Source organism: Micromonospora auratinigra, assembly GCF_900089595.1.
GTDB classification, from domain to species: domain Bacteria; phylum Actinomycetota; class Actinomycetes; order Mycobacteriales; family Micromonosporaceae; genus Micromonospora; species Micromonospora auratinigra.
The window spans coordinates 5,977,331-5,993,121 of sequence record NZ_LT594323.1 but is presented as its reverse complement, the minus strand read 5'-3'; the positions used below and the strand labels follow the sequence as shown (position 1 = coordinate 5,993,121).

General features: G+C 71.6%; 17 protein-coding genes. 6 read left to right on the top strand and 11 right to left on the bottom strand.

The window, feature by feature from the left end; genetic code table 11:
* The first annotated feature begins 41 nt into the window (after positions 1–41).
* Together adh and GA0070611_RS27350 are read left to right on the top strand one after the other, a co-directional pair.
* Entirely contained in the window at positions 42–1,547 is a 1,506-nt protein-coding gene (adh, locus tag GA0070611_RS27355) for an aldehyde dehydrogenase (RefSeq protein ID WP_091670637.1), read from the top strand.
* Complete coding sequence (locus tag GA0070611_RS27350; protein WP_091670634.1) at positions 1,547–1,891, top strand: DUF779 domain-containing protein; 345 nt, start codon at positions 1,547–1,549, stop codon at positions 1,889–1,891. Before adh ends, GA0070611_RS27350 begins: the two co-directional genes overlap by 1 nt.
* Before the next feature lie 47 nt (positions 1,892–1,938).
* Here the strand turns inward: GA0070611_RS27350 and GA0070611_RS27345 are convergent, their stop codons facing one another.
* The 11 genes from GA0070611_RS27345 to GA0070611_RS27295 all read right to left on the bottom strand — a co-directional run bounded on the left by GA0070611_RS27345 (position 1,939) and on the right by GA0070611_RS27295 (position 11,557).
* Positions 1,939–2,694, bottom strand: a complete 756-nt coding sequence (locus GA0070611_RS27345) for a LamG-like jellyroll fold domain-containing protein (protein ID WP_091670632.1) — start codon at positions 2,692–2,694, stop codon at positions 1,939–1,941.
* 129 nt (positions 2,695–2,823) lie between these two features.
* Positions 2,824–3,045, bottom strand: a complete 222-nt coding sequence (locus tag GA0070611_RS27340) for a G5 domain-containing protein (RefSeq protein WP_231921237.1) — start codon at positions 3,043–3,045, stop codon at positions 2,824–2,826.
* Between the two features lie 60 nt (positions 3,046–3,105).
* Positions 3,106–3,417: a helix-turn-helix domain-containing protein gene (locus GA0070611_RS27335; protein ID WP_091670623.1), complete on the bottom strand. Its 312-nt coding sequence runs from the start codon at positions 3,415–3,417 to the stop codon at positions 3,106–3,108.
* Complete coding sequence (locus GA0070611_RS27330; RefSeq protein ID WP_091670620.1) at positions 3,414–3,806, bottom strand: type II toxin-antitoxin system RelE/ParE family toxin; 393 nt, start codon at positions 3,804–3,806, stop codon at positions 3,414–3,416. The genes GA0070611_RS27335 and GA0070611_RS27330 overlap by 4 nt, the downstream gene beginning before the upstream one ends.
* Before the next feature lie 35 nt (positions 3,807–3,841).
* The gene (gene speB / locus GA0070611_RS27325; RefSeq protein ID WP_091670616.1) at positions 3,842–4,858 is read right to left on the bottom strand and encodes an agmatinase; all 1,017 of its coding nucleotides are present in this window, start codon (positions 4,856–4,858) and stop codon (positions 3,842–3,844) included.
* Positions 4,855–6,057, bottom strand: coding sequence for a saccharopine dehydrogenase family protein (locus tag GA0070611_RS27320; protein ID WP_091670613.1), 1,203 nt, complete (start codon positions 6,055–6,057; stop codon positions 4,855–4,857). The genes speB and GA0070611_RS27320 overlap by 4 nt, the downstream gene beginning before the upstream one ends.
* Positions 6,057–7,478, bottom strand: a complete 1,422-nt coding sequence (locus tag GA0070611_RS27315; RefSeq protein ID WP_091670610.1) for an NAD(P)/FAD-dependent oxidoreductase — start codon at positions 7,476–7,478, stop codon at positions 6,057–6,059. The genes GA0070611_RS27320 and GA0070611_RS27315 overlap by 1 nt, the downstream gene beginning before the upstream one ends.
* Positions 7,475–8,308 carry an ABC transporter permease gene (locus tag GA0070611_RS27310; protein WP_231921236.1) on the bottom strand — a complete coding sequence of 278 codons (834 nt, stop codon included), beginning with the start codon at positions 8,306–8,308 and terminating at the stop codon, positions 7,475–7,477. Before GA0070611_RS27310 ends, GA0070611_RS27315 begins: the two co-directional genes overlap by 4 nt.
* Positions 8,305–9,216: an ABC transporter permease gene (locus tag GA0070611_RS27305; RefSeq protein WP_091670607.1), complete on the bottom strand. Its 912-nt coding sequence runs from the start codon at positions 9,214–9,216 to the stop codon at positions 8,305–8,307. Before GA0070611_RS27305 ends, GA0070611_RS27310 begins: the two co-directional genes overlap by 4 nt.
* Positions 9,213–10,367 (bottom strand): ABC transporter ATP-binding protein, encoded by a 1,155-nt coding sequence (locus GA0070611_RS27300; protein WP_091670604.1) that lies wholly within the window; start codon positions 10,365–10,367, stop codon positions 9,213–9,215. Before GA0070611_RS27300 ends, GA0070611_RS27305 begins: the two co-directional genes overlap by 4 nt.
* Positions 10,368–10,372: 5 nt before the next feature.
* Positions 10,373–11,557, bottom strand: coding sequence for an ABC transporter substrate-binding protein (locus tag GA0070611_RS27295; protein ID WP_091670601.1), 1,185 nt, complete (start codon positions 11,555–11,557; stop codon positions 10,373–10,375).
* Between the two features lie 209 nt (positions 11,558–11,766).
* Between GA0070611_RS27295 and GA0070611_RS27290 the strand changes: the two genes are divergently transcribed.
* From GA0070611_RS27290 to GA0070611_RS27275, 4 genes are all read left to right on the top strand, one after another.
* Positions 11,767–12,279, top strand: coding sequence for an Lrp/AsnC family transcriptional regulator (locus tag GA0070611_RS27290; protein ID WP_091670597.1), 513 nt, complete (start codon positions 11,767–11,769; stop codon positions 12,277–12,279).
* Positions 12,280–12,427: 148 nt separating this feature from the next.
* The gene (locus tag GA0070611_RS27285) at positions 12,428–13,774 is read left to right on the top strand and encodes an aspartate aminotransferase family protein (RefSeq protein ID WP_091670593.1); all 1,347 of its coding nucleotides are present in this window, start codon (positions 12,428–12,430) and stop codon (positions 13,772–13,774) included.
* The gene (locus GA0070611_RS27280) at positions 13,759–14,412 is read left to right on the top strand and encodes a pyridoxamine 5'-phosphate oxidase family protein (protein ID WP_091670590.1); all 654 of its coding nucleotides are present in this window, start codon (positions 13,759–13,761) and stop codon (positions 14,410–14,412) included. Before GA0070611_RS27285 ends, GA0070611_RS27280 begins: the two co-directional genes overlap by 16 nt.
* Positions 14,412–15,788 (top strand): NAD(P)/FAD-dependent oxidoreductase, encoded by a 1,377-nt coding sequence (locus tag GA0070611_RS27275; protein ID WP_197675806.1) that lies wholly within the window; start codon positions 14,412–14,414, stop codon positions 15,786–15,788. Before GA0070611_RS27280 ends, GA0070611_RS27275 begins: the two co-directional genes overlap by 1 nt.
* Positions 15,789–15,791: the final 3 nt, after the last annotated feature.

The following is a 15,791-nucleotide window of genomic DNA, read 5'->3' as shown; positions in this document are numbered from 1 at the left end:
CGTCCCCCGCTGTCCACCACCCACGGACGGCGGAGGTAACCATGACGCGCTACGACGCGCCCACCCACTGGCAGACCCGCTACGACCACTTCATCGGCGGCGAGTACGTGACGCCGCACGGCGGCCGGTACTTCGAGAACCCGACCCCGGTGACCGGGCAGACCTTCTGCGAGGTGGCCCGGGGCACCGCCGAGGACGTCGAGAAGGCCCTCGACGCGGCGCACGGCGCCGCCGACGCGTGGGGCCGCACCTCCGTCGCCGAACGGGCGCTGATCCTCAACCGGATCGCCGACCGGATGGAGGAGAACCTCGAATCCCTCGCGGTCGCGGAGAGCTGGGAGAACGGCAAGCCGGTCCGGGAGACCCTGGCCGCCGACATCCCGCTGGCCATCGACCACTTCCGGTACTTCGCCGGGTCGGTCCGGGCCCAGGAGGGCTCGCTCGGCGAGATCGACGACGACACGGTGGCGTACCACTTCCACGAGCCGCTCGGCGTGGTCGGGCAGATCATCCCGTGGAACTTCCCGATCCTGATGGCGGTCTGGAAGCTCGCCCCGGCGCTCGCTGCCGGCAACGCGGTGGTGCTCAAGCCCGCCGAGCAGACCCCGGCGTCGATCCACTACCTGCTCTCGCTCGTCGCCGACCTGCTCCCGCCGGGCGTGGTGAACGTGGTCAACGGCTTCGGCGTGGAGGCGGGCAAGCCGCTGGCGTCCTCGCCCCGGGTGGCGAAGGTGGCGTTCACCGGCGAGACCACCACCGGGCGGCTGATCATGCAGTACGCCAGCGAGAACATCAAACCCGTCACGCTGGAGCTGGGCGGCAAGAGCCCGAACATCTTCTTCGACGACGTCAGCGCGGCGTCCGACGACTTCCTGGACAAGGCGCTCGAAGGCTTCACCATGTTCGCCCTCAACCAGGGCGAGGTCTGCACCTGCCCGTCCCGGGCGCTCATCCAGCAGGGCCACTACGCCGACTTCCTGGCCGCCGCCGTGTCCCGCACCCAGCAGGTTCGCCAGGGGCATCCGTTGGACACCGACACGATGATCGGCGCGCAGGCGTCCAACGACCAGCTGGAGAAGATCCTGTCCTACCTGGACATCGGCCGCCAGGAGGGCGCTCGCGTGCTGACCGGGGGCGCCCGCGCGGACCTCGGCGGGGAGCTGTCCGGCGGGTACTACGTCCAGCCGACGATCTTCGAGGGCGACAACTCGATGCGGATCTTCCAGGAGGAGATCTTCGGGCCGGTGGTCTCGGTGACCTCCTTCGCCGACCTGGACGACGCCGTGAAGATCGCCAACGACACCCTGTACGGCCTGGGCGCCGGCGTCTGGACCCGGGACATGAACACCGCGTACCGGGCGGGGCGGGCCATCCAGGCGGGTCGGGTGTGGACGAACTGCTACCACGCCTACCCGGCGCACGCCGCGTTCGGCGGGTACAAGCAGTCCGGCATCGGCCGGGAGAACCACAAGATGATGCTGGAGCACTACCAGCAGACCAAGAACCTGCTGGTCAGCTACTCCACGAAGAAGCTGGGCTTCTTCTGATGGACGACGTGGTGTCCGTGACCCCCGCGGCGGCCGAGCTGATCCGGTCGCTGCGGGGGCAGCACGGCCCGCTGATGTTCCACCAGTCCGGCGGCTGCTGCGACGGCAGCGCGCCGATGTGCTACCCGGCCGGCGAGTTCCGCACCGGCTCCTCGGACGTCCTGCTCGCGGAACTGACGGTCGACGGGGTGGCCGAGCCGGTCGAGTTCTGGATGTCGAAGGTCCAGTGGGAGCTGTGGCGGCACACCCGGCTCACCGTCGACGTGGTGCCCGGCCGGGGCAGTGGCTTCTCCCTGGAGGCCCCGGAGGGAGTCCGCTTCCTGATCCGCTCCCGGCTGGCCTGAGCGTAGGGCGGGTGGCCGGCAGGTCGCCCGCCCCACGACGTCCGCGGTCAGCCGACGCTGAGGACCGCGTTGTCCAGCTCGCCGCGGAACTGGTCGTTGTTGCTCAGGCCCGCGCCCTTCGCGCCGACGGTCACCTTGGCGGTGTTGCTGACGTCCAGCGCGGCGTTCTGGTCGGCGGTCACCGCCGGGTTCGCGCCCACGGTGATGCTGAGCACCCCGCCGCGCCGCTTGCACTGGACGAAGGTCCAGCCCTTGTCGGCGATCGAGATGTCGCTGTCCGCCTTCGCGAAGCCCCAGTCGCCGTTGGCCAGGTAACCGGCGATCCGGCACCCCGGCATGCCGTTGTCCACCTGGAGCTTCCACTGGCTGCTGGCGCCCTCCGTGTAGTAGCCCTTCTGCATCAGGTTCGCGCCGACGGTGACCTGCGCGCTGCTCAGCTTGACCATCGCGCTGATCGTGAAGTCCTGCGTACCCGGGTTGAGGTTGGCCGCGTGCGGCACCTCGACCACCGCACTGCCGGCGGCGGGGAAGGCCAGCGCGGGGCTGCTGCTCGTGCCGCTGGACCGGGCGGCCCGGGAGATGCTGCCCGGGGCGTTGACCGCGATGCAGCCCGAGTCGCCCGGGGTGGCCACGTCGGCGAAGCAGCCCGACGTCCACGGCCCCGGCTCGACCTGCCCGGTCGGGGTGGCGTCGAAGTCGAGGCGCAACTGCTCGGTGGCGGCGTACGCGGGCCCGGCATCCACCAGCACGGCGGCGGCGAGGGTGGCGGCACCGAGGGCGAGCGCGGACAGGGTTCGACCCATGGAAGGTCCTCCGGGATACGTGCCACGGACCCCCGTGATGGCCGCAGCGTCCCCACATGATCACGGGGGGTACCAACCCTGTCAATGCCTGACGGCCGCACGGAACCGGCGGCGGGAGCCGGCACCCGGTCAGTCGTCGCAGGCGTACCCGTCGCCGTCCCGGTCGAGGTCGTAGATGTCCTCGCCGATGACCCGGATCGGTCCGCTGACGTAGGCGGGACCGTTGCCGCTGCCGCCGGCGCAGTCGACGTCACTGGCGATCGGCACGCAGCCCGAGTAGTTCGGGTCGCACCGCGACTCCTGCTTCGTGCCGACCGCGACGACCTGGGTGACCGGCCGCTTCGTGACCACCGAGGCGACCAGACGGCGGCCCGCCCCGCAGCCCTCACCCGAGCGTCAGCCAGCGGCACGTCAAGCGATCTGGCGAAGATCGTCCCCGTAGTCGAAGATGATCCGCAGCTTGGCCCCGAGCGCGTGCGCGTACCTGCTCAACGTGGCGACCTCGTTCACGTCGAGATCGCCGTTCTCGATCTGACTGACCCGGCCCGGCGTCACTCCCATGAGGTCGGCAACCTGCCGCTGGGTCAGCCCCAGGCGTTTGCGCTCCTCCGCCAGGTGAAAGGCGTGCACCCACGCCTCGGTGCGGGTCCGCTCCTCTTCGTACGCGGCGTCGTCACCGCCCAGCTCGGCGCGCACCTCGTCCCAGTCGTGGAACTCCGTCACGACTCCCCCCTCCGCTCGCGCTCATTGTCGAGCCAAGCCTTGTACGCGACCTCCGCCATCGGGATGTGCTGCTCGTACCAGCGGGTCCAGTTTCCCGCCTTGTTGCCCGCGACGAGCAGCACGGCCTGCGACCAGGGGTCGAAGACGAAGAGAATGCGGAGCGCCACGTCCCGGCCCGACCGGGGCCGGAGTTCCTTGAGGTTGCTGATGGCGCTGCCCCGGAGCGTGTCCACGAGCGGACGACCCAACCCGGGCCCGACCTCCGCCAGCTTGTCCACGGCCACCCGCACGCTCTCGTAAGAGCCCGGATCGGTCCGACGCAACTCACCGAGCCACTGGCGGACCTCACCGGTCACCCGAACCGACCAACGCCCCCTGCCAGCACCCACCCGTCAACTATAGCTCGAACTAAACACGGGGAGGGTCAGCGGGAGTCCAGGAGGGGTTGGTGGGGGTCCCAGGGCGGGGCTTCGCCGGTGGCGTCGTGGCGACGGCGGGCGATCGCGGAGAGCGCCTCCAGGACGACGCGGTTGCCGAGGTAGGCGGTGATGTCGGCGTGGTCGTACGGCGGCGCCACCTCGACCACGTCCACGCCGACCACGGGCAGTTCGTAGCAGACCCGGCGGACCGCGTCGAGGAGCTGGCGGGAGGTGAGGCCGCCCGGCTCGGGGGTGCCGGTGCCGGGGGCCATACCCGGGTCGACCACGTCCACGTCGACGGAGAGGAAGACGCCCTCGCACTCGTCGACCGCGATCCGGGACGCCTCGGCGAGGCAGTCGTCCAGCCCTCGGGCGACGATCTCGGTCATCTCGTACGAGCGCATCCGCTGCTGCGCCATCCAGTCCAGGGTCTCCGGGCCGGGCCAGTAGCCACGCAGGCCGATCTGGAGGAACCGGTCGCCGCGTACCGCGCCGGACTCGATCAGCCGGCGCATCGGCTGGCCGTGCCCGTGCAGGGAGCCGAACTCGATGTCCCCGGTGTCGGCGTGCGCGTCGAAGTGCACCAGCGACACCCGGCCGAAGCCGTGGTGGCGGGCCACCCCGGTGGCGTCGGGCAGGGCGATGGAGTGGTCGCCGCCGAGCACGACCGGGATCGCCCCGGCGGCGGCGACCGCGTGCACGGCGGTCTCCAGCGCGCCGAGGGACCGCTCGATGTCGCCGGAGAACATCTCCACGTCGCCGGCGTCGTACACGCAGAGGTCCTTGAGGCCGTCGACGCGCAGCGCCAGGGACGGACGGGAGCCGTCGTGCGGCAGGTAGCAGGCCTGCCGGATGGCGGACGGGCCGAACCGGGTGCCGGGCCGGTGCGAGGTGCCGCCGTCGAAGGGCGCCCCGATGATCACCACGTCGGCGTCGGCGTAGGTCACCGGCTCCTCGATGGTGCACGGCGGCACGCCGAGGAACGTGACGTCGGGGCCGAACATCGGGCCGTAGCGGGTCACCGCTCCTCCATCCCCCACGGCGAGCCGTAGCCGGTCAGCAGGTCCAGGAAGGGTACCGGGGGGAACGCCTCCGGGCCGAGCACACCGACTCCGGACCACGCCCCGGTGGCCAGCAGTTCCAGCGCGACCACCGGGTTCACCGCGGTCTGCCAGACCACCGCCTGGTGGCCGTACTCGCGCATCGACCACTCGTTGTCGACCACGTGGTAGAGGTAGACCCGGCGGGGCCGGCCGTCGGTGCCGGTGCCGGTGACGTACGTGCCGGCGCAGGTCTTGCCGCGCATCCGGTCGCCGAGCGTGGCCGGATCGGGCAGCGAGGCGGCCACCAGGTCACGGGGCGAGACCTGCACCCCCCGGACGGTCACCGGCTCGGTCGAGTCGAGGCCGAGCTTGTGCAGGGTCCGCAGCACCTCGATGAACTCGTCGCCGAGCCCGTACTTGAAGGTGACCCGCTTCGCCTTCACCCAGCGCGGGATGAGCAGCACCTCCTCGTGCTCCACGTTGACGCACTCGACCGGGCCGATGCCGTCGGGGAACTCGAACACCTCGGGCTCGCTGAACGGCTCGGTGGTGAACCAGCCCCGGTCGGCCTCCCAGACCACCGGCGGGTTCAGGCACTCCTCGATGGTGGTCCAGATGGAGAACGACGGGGCGAAGTCGTAGCCGTCGACGGTCAGGTTCGCGCCGTCGCGTACCCCGATCTCGTCGATCTCGGTGAACAGCTCGTCGGCGGCGTAGCGGGCGAAGACGTCGGAGAGGCCGGGCTCGACGCCGATGCCGCAGAGCGCCAGCCTTCCGGCGTCCGCCCAGGCCGGGGCCGCCGCGAACTGCTCGTCGCCGAGCTTCACGCCGGTCTCGGCGTACGGGGCGGACGGGTGCGGACGGGACAGCGACATCGCCATGTCGAGGTAGTCGGCCCCGGCGGCGTACGCGCCGTCGAAGATCGACATGACGAAGCGCGGGTCGACGGCGTTGAGCACGTGGGTGATCCGGTGCTCCCGGCAGAGCGCGGCGACCGCGTCGGCCGAGGAGGCGTCGACCCGGGCGGGCCGGAAGCGGTCGTCGTGGCCGGCGACGGCCCGGGTCGCCCGGTCCAGGTCGTAGTCGGCGACCACCATGGTCTCGAAGAAGGAACGGCGGGCGGCGATGGCTACGGCGGCGGAGCCGACGCCACCGGCGCCGACGAGGAGGATGCGCATCAGGAATCGAACCCCAGTCCAAGACGATCGAGAGTACGGAGCCACAGGTTGCGTCGCCCCTCGCGCGCGTCGGCGCGGGCGAGCGACCAGCGGGTGAGATTGATGCCGGTGGCCCGGAACGGCTCCGGCGGGAACGGCAGCGGCTTGCTGCGCACCAGGTCGAGCCGGGTCAGCGGGGTGTCCTCGCCGGTCAGCAGGTCGAGCATCACCCGCCCGGCGAACCGGGTCGCCCCGACGCCCAGCCCGGTGAAGCCGGTCGCGTACGCCAGCCGACCCTCGTACGCGGTGCCGAAGAAGGCGCAGAACCGGGTGCAGGTGTCGATGACGCCGCCCCAGCGGTGGCTGAACCGCACCCCGTCGAGCTGCGGGAAGGTGGTGGAGAAGTGCGCGGCGAGCGCCTCGAAGGTGGCCGCCCGCTGCTCCAGCGCCGGGGCGACCCGGTTGCCGTAGTGGTAGACCGCGTCGTAGCCACCGAAGAGGATCCGCCCGTCGGCGGTGATCCGGTAGTAGTGGAACTGGTTGCCGGTGTCGGCCAGGCCCTGCCGGTTCGCCCAGCCGATCGCCGCCCGCTGCCCGGCGGTGAGCGGCTCGGTCATCAGCGCGTAGTCGTAGACCGGCACCACCCGGGCGCGCAGCCGGCGCAGCAGCGGCGGGAACGCGTTGGTGGCCAGCACGACCTGCCGGGCGCGGACCGTGCCGGGGGCCGCGTCGGGGCCGCCCGCGGTGGTCGCCCGCAGCGCGCCGCCGTCGCGGCGCAGCCCGGTGACCCGGGTGTGCTCGTGGATCCGGACGCCCAGGTCGAGGGCGGCCCGGCGCAGTCCCCAGGCCAGCTTCGCCGGGTCGAGCAGCGCCACCCGGTCCCGGTCCCACATCCCGCCGAGGTACGTCGGCGAGGCCACCTCGGCGCGGACCTCGTCGCGGTCGAGCAGCCGCACGTCGTGGCCGTACCGGCGGGCCAGCTCGGCGTCCTCGGCGAGCCCGGCCAGCTGGTACGGCTCGACGGCCACCGCCAGTTCGCCGGTGCGTTCCAGGTCGCAGTCGATGCCGTGCCGCGCGACGGTGGCGGCGATGGCGTCCAGGTTCTCCCGGCCGAGCCGTTCCAGCTCGTCGATCTCGCCGGGGAACCGGTCGGCCCCGTTGGCGAGGCCGTGGGTGAGCGAGGCGGCGCAGAACCCGCCGTTGCGCCCGGACGCCGCCCAGCCGCAGGTGCCCGCCTCGACCAGGAGCACGTCCCGGTCCGGGTCGGCCTCCTTGGCCAGCAGGGCGGTCCACAGGCCCGCGTAGCCGCCACCGATCACCAGCAGGTCGGCGCTGCCGGCGCCGGTCAGCGGCGGCAGCGGGTCGGGACGTTCCGGTCGGTCGAGCCAGTACGGAACGGGCGCGGCGTCGGCCAGCGCCCGGCCGGTATGCGGGAGTTTCATGATCCCTTCTTCGGGCTGGGCAGGGTCGCCACCAGGGCCGCCCGCCGGGCCTGCCGCCCCCGCAGCATGCTCGCCCCGACGGCCAGCAGCGCGAGCACGAACATGGCCGTGCCGATGACGTTGACCTGCGGCGGGATGCCCTTCTGGGCGGCGCCCCAGACGTACATCGGGAAGGTGACGGTGGTGCCGGAGTTGAAGTTCGTGATGATGAAGTCGTCGAAGCTGAGCGAGAAGGCGAGCAGCGCGGCGGCCACGATGCCGGGCAGCACCAGCGGCAGGGTGACCCCCCGGAAGGTCTGCCACTCGCTGGCGTACAGGTCCATCGCGGCCTCCTCCAGCCGCCGGTCCATGCCGGCGAGCCGGGCCTTCACGGTGACCACCACGAACGACACGCAGAACATCACGTGCGCGATCACGATGGTCCAGAAGCCCAGCGGCACCTGGGCGGCGACGAAGAGGGCGAGCAGCGAGGTGCCCATCACCAGCTCGGGGGTGGCCATCGGCAGGAAGATCAGCCCGTTGATCCCGGAGCGGCCCCGGAACCCGTGCCGGACCAGCGCGAACGCCATCAGCGTGCCGAGCACCGTGGAGACCGCCGTGGCGATCAGCCCGATCTCGATGCTGCGCACCACCGCGTCGCGCATCTCCAGGGTGGGGAACGGGTGGGTCCAGTTGTCGAGGGTGAACTCGTGGAAGTCGTACGACAGCCGGCTGGAGGGCCGGTTGAAGGAGAGGCCGGCGACCACCAGGATCGGCAGCGAGAGGTAGCCCAGGACGAGCAGGGCCACGCCCATCACCCACCGGTCGGCGAGCCAACGCTTCAGTCTCACAGCACCTCCTCCGTGCCGGCCCGGCGCAGGTAGACGAAGACGATCGCCAGGATCGCCGCCATCAGCAGGAACGACAGCGCCGCGCCCTGCGGATAGTCCAGCCGGACCAGGAAGGCCGAGTCGATGACGTTGCCGATCATGTACTCGTTCGGGGTGCCCAGGAGTTCGGCGTTGATGTAGTCACCGGTGGCCGGGATGAAGAAGAGCAGCGTGCCGGCGATCAGGCCGGGCATCGACAGCGGCAGGGTGACCTTCCGGAAGGCCCGCAGCGGGCTCGCGTACAGGTCGCTGGCCGCCTCCAGCAGCCGCTGGTCGAGCCGCTCCAGGCTCGCGTACAGCGGCAGCACCAGGAACGGCAGGAAGTTGTACGTCAGGCCGAGCACCACCGCGAACGGGGTGGCCAGCAGCCGCCCGTCCGGCCCGAGCAGGTGCACGTCACGCAGCAGCCCGACCAACCAGCCGTTGTCCGACAGGATGGTCTTCCAGGCCAGCGTGCGGACCAGGAAGCTGGTGAACTGCGGCGCGACCACCGCGACCAGCAGCAGGTTCTTCCACCGCCCGGCCTTCTGCGCGATCGCGTACGCCAGCGGGTAGCCCATCAGCAGGGCCAGCACCAGCGCGATCGCCGAGTACGCGAACGACCGGGCGAACTGTGGCCAGTACGCCTGCAACGCCGTCGGGTAGTTGCCGAACGCCCAGGTCATCGCGTACCCGGTGGAGAGCGATCCGTTCGGGTCGTAGAGGCTGGCGGCGGCGAGCTGGAGCAGCGGCAGGGCGAAGAAGACCAGCAGCCAGGCCGCGCCCGGCAGCAGCAGCAGGTACGGCAGCAGCCGGTACCGCCCGCCCCGGGCCGGCGGCGGGGCGGCCGGCTCGGCCGACGTGACCGGCGTGTGGCCGAGGACGGTCATGACCCGACACCCACCGGCGGCTCGTCCAGCAGCGGGCTGGTCTGGTCGTCCTCGCCGGCGGAGCGGGGCAGCAGGAAGGCGTGCCGGGGGTCCCAGTGCACGGTCACCGGGGTGCCGACGGCCAGCCGGCCGCCGACCCCGCTGTTCGCCGCGAACACCGACAGCTCGCTGCCCCACGCCGTGCGGACCAGGTACTGGGTGCTCACCCCGACGTAGGACGCGTCGGTGACCACGCCGCCGACGTGCTGGTGCACGATCGGCACCTCGCCGGGGTCGTCGGCCAGGTGCAGCTTCTCGGGGCGTACCCCCAGGAAGACCGGCCCCCGGTCGATCCGGGCCCGGTCGGTGGGCACCGAGAAGCGCGAGCCGTGCGCGGTCACCAGGAGCTCGTCCCCGCTGTGGCCGCCGGCCTCGGCGGCGAGCAGGTTGGACTGGCCGAGGAAGTTCGCCACGAAGGCGGTGGCCGGGTACTCGTAGAGGTCGGCGGGGGCGCCGAGCTGCTCGATCCGGCCGGCGTTCATCACCGCGACGGTGTCGGCCATGGTCATGGCCTCCTCCTGGTCGTGGGTGACGTGCACGAAGGTGATGCCGACCTCGGTCTGGATCCGCTTCAGCTCGATCTGCATCTGCCGGCGCAGCTTCAGGTCGAGCGCGCCGAGCGGCTCGTCCAGCAGCAGCACCTGCGGGTGGTTGATCAGCGCGCGGGCCAGCGCGACCCGCTGCTGCTGGCCGCCGGAGAGCTGGGCCGGCCTGCGCCGCCCGTACCCTTCGAGCTGCACCAGGGCCAGCATCCGCTCGACCTGGTCGGTCACCTTGCGGATGCCGCGCCGGCGCAGCCCGAAGGCGACGTTCTCGTGGATGTCGAGGTGCGGGAAGAGCGCGTAGCTCTGGAACACGGTGTTCACCGGCCGCTTGTACGGCCGCAGCCCGGCGATGTCCCGGTCACCGAGCAGCACCTGCCCGCTGGTGGGTTGTTCCAGCCCGGCGATCATCCGCAGGGTGGTGGTCTTGCCGCAGCCGGACGCGCCGAGCAGGGCGAAGAACGAGCCCTGCGGGACGGTCAGGCTGAGGTCGTCCACCGCGGTGAAGACGCCGAACCGCTTGGTCAGGTTGGCCAGTCGCAGGTCGCCGGCCGGTGCCTCGTGTCCCATCGTCCTCACGCCCCGATGACCTGCTGGTACTTGGTCTCGTACTCCTTCTCCCGCTTCTCGTCCAGGGCCATGAAGACCTTGGACTTCGACAGCATGTCGTCGTCGGGGAAGATCAGCGGGTTCTTCGCGAGATCGGGGTCGATCTTCTCCATCTCGGCCTGCGCGCCCTTGACCGGGCAGATGTAGTTGACGAACGCGGCGAGCTTCGCGGCGACCGCCGGCTCGTAGTAGTAGTTCATCAGCTCTTCGGCGTTCGCCTTGTGGCCGGCCTTGTTCGGCACCAGCATGTTGTCCGACCAGAGCATCACGCCGGAGTCCGGCACCACGAACTTGATCTTCTCGTCCTCGAAGCCGAGCTGGATCACGTCGCCGGACCAGCCGATGCACGCGGCGATGTCGCCCTTGGCCAGGTCGGGGGCGTAGTCGTTGCCGGTGAACTTGCGGATCTGCTTGCTGTCGACGGCCTTCTTGAGCTTGGCGAGCGCGTCGTCGAACTGCGCCGTGGTGAAGTTCGCCGGGTCGTGGCCGTTGGACTGGAGCAGCAGGCCCATGGTGTCGCGCATCTCCGACAGGGCGGTCACCTTGCCCTTCAGGTCGGGGCGGGTGAGCAGCTCGTCGACGCTGCGGATCTCCTTGGTCACCTTGGCGTTGTACGCGAGCCCGGCGAGGCCCGACTGCCACGGGATGGCGAGCTGGTTGTCGCTGTCGAAGGAGCGGTTGCGCAGCGAGGGCAGCAGGTTCGCCTCGACGTTGGGGATCTTGGCCTTGTCCAGCTTCTGGACCCAGCCGAGCCGGATCATCCGGGCCGCCATCCAGTCCGTGAGGACCATGATGTCGCGGCCGGTGCTCTGGCAGCCGGCGAGCTGGTTCTGCACCTTGCCGAAGAACTCGTTGTTGTCGTTGACGTCCTCGGTGTAGGTCACCTGGATGCCGGACTTCGCGATGAAGGCGTCCAGGGTGGGCCGCTTCGACCCGTCCTTCTCGTCGACGTCCATGTACTGCGGCCAGTTCGAGAACGCCAGCTTCTTCTCCGTGGCGGAGACATCGTCGCTCTTGCAGCCGGCCTCGGTCTGCTGGGCGCCCTTGGTGCCGCAGCCGGCCAGGGTGCCCGCGGTGGCGAGCAGCGCGGCCGAGCCGAGGGTGCCGGTGAGCAGACCACGCCGGGTGAGGGGCCGGTGGGGACTACGCATGTGACGACTCCTAGGGGGGGCATCGTCGGCGGCGGGACGGGGGTGGCGCGCCGGCGGGAGGGTCAGTGGCGATGGACGACTGATCCTGACATGAGGTGACCTCCCTTACAAGGGATTCCGTTGCGGGAATAGCCTCTGGCCACGAAATACGCCAGACTGCGCCGGGGCACTACGCTCAGCGCCAAGGATTCGGACACTGGGAGCGGACGATGGCCAACCGGCAACTGGAGAACGGCAACGGCACCCGCCGGGTCACCGTGCGTGAGGGTGCCAGTCACGCTCTGCTCGACGACGTGGCGAAGCAGATCATCGAGCAGCTCCAGGAGGACGGGCGCCGGCCGTACGCGACCATCGGCAAGGCGGTCGGTCTCTCCGAGGCGGCGGTCCGGCAGCGGGTGCAGCGACTGCTCGACGCCGGGGTGATGCAGATCGTCGCGGTCACCGATCCGCTCCAGCTCGGCTTCCCCCGCCAGGCGATGATCGGGCTGCGTACCGACGGCGACCTGGAGAGCGTGGCCGACCGGCTGGCCGAACTGGAGGAGATCGACTACGTGGTGATCACGGCCGGCTCGTTCGACCTGCTGGCCGAGGTGGTCTGCCGCAACGACGAGCACCTGCTGGAGATCCTGCAGAAGCTGCGTGGGGTCGCGGGCGTGCTCTCGACCGAGGCGTTCGTCTACCTGAAGCTGCGCAAGCAGACCTACACCTGGGGCACCGCCTGATACGGAATCCGTTGCAGTGGTCAACGGGTCTCGCTGAATCCGTCGCGTGAAGGCTCACTCACTTGCGTGATCGGCATTCACTGTGGGATAACCGTGGGCAGAGCGGCCGGTGTCACCCCTGACCGGCCCGAGACCCGATGGGGCTGACATGGCCAACGCCACCGACCACCTCTGGATGCACTTCACCCGGATGGCCAGCTACTCCGCCGGCGAGGTACCGACGATCGTGCGCGGCGAGGGCGCGTACGTCTGGGACTCGCAGGGTCGTCGCTACCTGGACGGACTCGCCGGGCTCTTCGTCGTCAACGCCGGCCACGGCCGGTCCGAACTGGCCGAGGCCGCCGCCAAGCAGGCCGCCGAGCTGGCGTACTTCCCCCTGTGGTCGTACGCCCACCCGACCGCCGTCGAGCTGGCCGAGAAGGTCGCCGCGCTGGCCCCCGGCGACCTGAACCGGGTCTTCTTCACCACCGGCGGCTCGGAGGCCGTCGAGGCGGCGTGGAAGCTGGCCCGGGCCTACTACAAGCGCACCGGCCGGCCGAACAAGTACAAGGTGGTCAGCCGGTACATCGCGTACCACGGCACCTCGATGGGGGCGCTGTCGATCACCGGCCTGCCCGGCATCAAGACCGACTTCGAGCCGCTGGTCCCCGGCGGCATCAAGGTGCCGAACACCAACTTCTACCGGGCCCCCGAGCACGGCGACGACCCCGAGGCGTTCGGCCGCTGGGCGGCCGAGGAGATCGGCCGGGCCATCGAGCGGGAGGGGCCGGACACCGTCGCCGCGGTCTTCCTGGAGCCGGTGCAGAACTCCGGCGGCTGCTTCCCACCGCCGCCCGGCTACTTCCAGCGGGTCCGCGAGATCTGCGACGCGTACGACGTGCTGCTCGTCAGCGACGAGGTGATCTGCTCCTGGGGCCGGCTCGGCGAGTACTTCGGCGCCACCCGGTACGGCTACCAGCCCGACATCATCACCACCGCCAAGGGCATCACCTCCGGCTACGCCCCGCTCGGCGCGATGATCGCCAGCGAGCGGCTGATGGAGCCGTTCCTCACCGAGACCGGCATGTTCGCGCACGGGGTGACCTTCGGCGGCCACCCGGTCTCCTGCGCGGTGGCCCTGGCCAACCTGGAGGTCTTCGCCCGCGAGGACCTGATCGGGCACGTCCGCGCCAACGAGGACGCCTTCCGGTCCACCCTGGAGAAGCTCACCGACCTGCCGATCGTCGGCGACGTCCGCGGCGACGGCTACTTCTACGGCATCGAGCTGGTCAAGGACAAGGCGACCCGGGCGACCTTCGACGAGGCCGAGTCCGAGCGGCTGCTGCGCGGCTTCCTCTCCACCGCGCTCTTCCAGGCCGGGCTCTACTGCCGCGCCGACGACCGGGGCGACCCGGTGGTGCAGCTCGCCCCGCCGCTGATCGCCGGGCAGGAGCAGTTCGACGAGATCGAGCAGATCCTGCGTACCGTGCTGACCGAGGCATGGTCGCGCCTCTGACCGGAGGACCGGGTCCGGTCGGGCACACCGACCGGACCCGGGTACGCCGCCTGCCCGAGCTGGCCGTCCGGGAGCGGGCCACCCTGCACGCCGTGCTCGACGCCGGCCGGGTGGCCCACCTGGCCATCGTGGACGGCGACCAGCCGTACGCGCTGCCGGTGGCCCACGCCCGCGACGGCGAGCGGGTGCTGGTGCACGGCTCCACCGGCAGCCGGCTCTTCCGGCGGCTGGCCGCCGGCGCCCCGGCCTGCCTCACCGTCACCCTGCTCGACGGCCTGGTGCTGGCCCGCAGCGCCTTCGAGTCGTCGATGAACTACCGCTGCGCCATGGCGCTCGGCCGGCTCGTCCCGCTGGACGGCACCGCGAAGCTGGCCGCCCTGGAGCGCCTCGCCGAGCACCTGCTGCCCGGCAGGTGGGCGCAGATCCGCCCGCCGTCGGCGAAGGAACTGGCCGCGACGCTGGTGCTCGCCCTGCCGCTGGACGAGTGCTCGGTGAAGATCAGCGCCGGCCCGCCCGACGACCCGGTGGACGACCTCGACCGGCCGGTCTGGGCCGGGGTGGTGCCGGTCGTCGAGACGTACGGCGTCCCGCAGCCCGACCCGCGGCTGCGCCACGACCTGCCCCCACCGGAGTGGTGATGCGCTACCAGGACCTGTCGTACTGGTTCGCCGACCTGGCCGAGCCGTTGACCCCGCGCCCCGGGCTGACCGGAGACACCGACGCCGACGTGGTGATCGTGGGGGCCGGCTACACCGGCCTGTGGACCGCGTACTACCTGGCCGGCGCGGACCCGTCGCTGCGCATCGTGGTGCTGGAGCAGGAGATCGCCGGGTACGGTGCCTCCGGGCGCAACGGCGGCTGGTGCTCGGCGCTCTTCCCCACCTCGCTGCCGGCACTGGCCCGGCGGCACGGGCGGGACCGGGCGCTCGCCATGCAACGGGCGATGCAGGAGACCGTCCACGAGGTCGGTCGGGTGGCCGCCGCCGAGGGCATCGACTGCGACTGGCGGGCCGGCGGCACGGTGGTGCTGGCCCGCAGCGAGGTCCAGCTCGACCGGGCCCGGGCCGCCGTCGCCGAGGCCCGCGCGTACGGGCTCGGCGACGACGACCTGGTGCTGCTCGACGCCACCGAGGCCACCGCCCGCTGCGCCGCCGACGGGGTACGCGGCGGCACGTACACCCCGCACTGCGCCGCCGTGCACCCGGCGAAGCTGGTCCGTGGCCTGGCCCGGGCGGTGGAACGCCGGGGCGTGCGCGTCCTGGAGCGGACCCCGGTGACGCGGCTGCGCCCCGGCGCGGCGGTGACCCCGGCCGGGGTGGTCCGCGCGCCGGTGGTGGTCCGGGCGACCGAGGGGTTCACCCCCGCCCTGCCCGGCCGGCGCCGGGCCGTCGCGCCGGTCTACTCGCTGATGGTGGCGACCGAGCCGCTGCCCGAGTCGACCTGGGCGCGGATCGGGCTGGCCGACCGGGAGACCTTCTCCGACCACCGGCACGTCATCGTCTACGGCCAGCGCACCGCCGACGGCCGGCTGGCCTTCGGTGGCCGGGGCGCCCCGTACCACTTCGGTTCCCGGGTCCGTCCCGGGTACGACCGGGAGCCGGCGGTCTTCACCGCGCTGCGCAGGGTGCTCGGCGAGCTGTTCCCGGTGCTGGGGCCCGAGCCGCCGGTCAGTCACACCTGGGGTGGACCGCTCGGCGTGGCCCGGGACTGGGCCGCCTCGGTGGGCCTGGACCGGCGCTCCGGGCTGGCCTGGGCGGGCGGGTACGTCGGCGACGGCGTGGGCACCAGCAACCTGGCCGGTCGTACCCTCGCCGACCTGATCCGGGGCGCGGAGAGCGAGCTGACCGCGCTCCCCTGGGTGAACCACCGCTCCCCCCGCTGGGAGCCCGAGCCGCTGCGCTGGCTGGCCGTGAACGCCGGCCTCCGGCTGATGTTCTCCGCCGACGAGGCGGAGGCGCGCACCGGCCGTCCGTCCCGCCGCGCCGCCGCCTTCTCCCGCCTCCTCGGCCACTGACCC

Coding starts and splice junctions, on each gene's coding strand:
- adh (WP_091670637.1), top strand. CDS start 42: ATGACGCGCTACGACGCGCCCACCCACTGGCAGACCCGCTACGACCAC.
- GA0070611_RS27350 (WP_091670634.1), top strand. CDS start 1,547: ATGGACGACGTGGTGTCCGTGACCCCCGCGGCGGCCGAGCTGATCCGG.
- GA0070611_RS27345 (WP_091670632.1), bottom strand. CDS start 2,694: ATGGGTCGAACCCTGTCCGCGCTCGCCCTCGGTGCCGCCACCCTCGCC.
- GA0070611_RS27320 (WP_091670613.1), bottom strand. CDS start 6,057: ATGCGCATCCTCCTCGTCGGCGCCGGTGGCGTCGGCTCCGCCGCCGTA.
- GA0070611_RS27315 (WP_091670610.1), bottom strand. CDS start 7,478: ATGAAACTCCCGCATACCGGCCGGGCGCTGGCCGACGCCGCGCCCGTT.
- GA0070611_RS27305 (WP_091670607.1), bottom strand. CDS start 9,216: ATGACCGTCCTCGGCCACACGCCGGTCACGTCGGCCGAGCCGGCCGCC.
- GA0070611_RS27300 (WP_091670604.1), bottom strand. CDS start 10,367: ATGGGACACGAGGCACCGGCCGGCGACCTGCGACTGGCCAACCTGACC.
- GA0070611_RS27295 (WP_091670601.1), bottom strand. CDS start 11,557: ATGCGTAGTCCCCACCGGCCCCTCACCCGGCGTGGTCTGCTCACCGGC.
- GA0070611_RS27290 (WP_091670597.1), top strand. CDS start 11,767: ATGGCCAACCGGCAACTGGAGAACGGCAACGGCACCCGCCGGGTCACC.
- GA0070611_RS27285 (WP_091670593.1), top strand. CDS start 12,428: ATGGCCAACGCCACCGACCACCTCTGGATGCACTTCACCCGGATGGCC.
- GA0070611_RS27280 (WP_091670590.1), top strand. CDS start 13,759: ATGGTCGCGCCTCTGACCGGAGGACCGGGTCCGGTCGGGCACACCGAC.
- GA0070611_RS27275 (WP_197675806.1), top strand. CDS start 14,412: ATGCGCTACCAGGACCTGTCGTACTGGTTCGCCGACCTGGCCGAGCCG.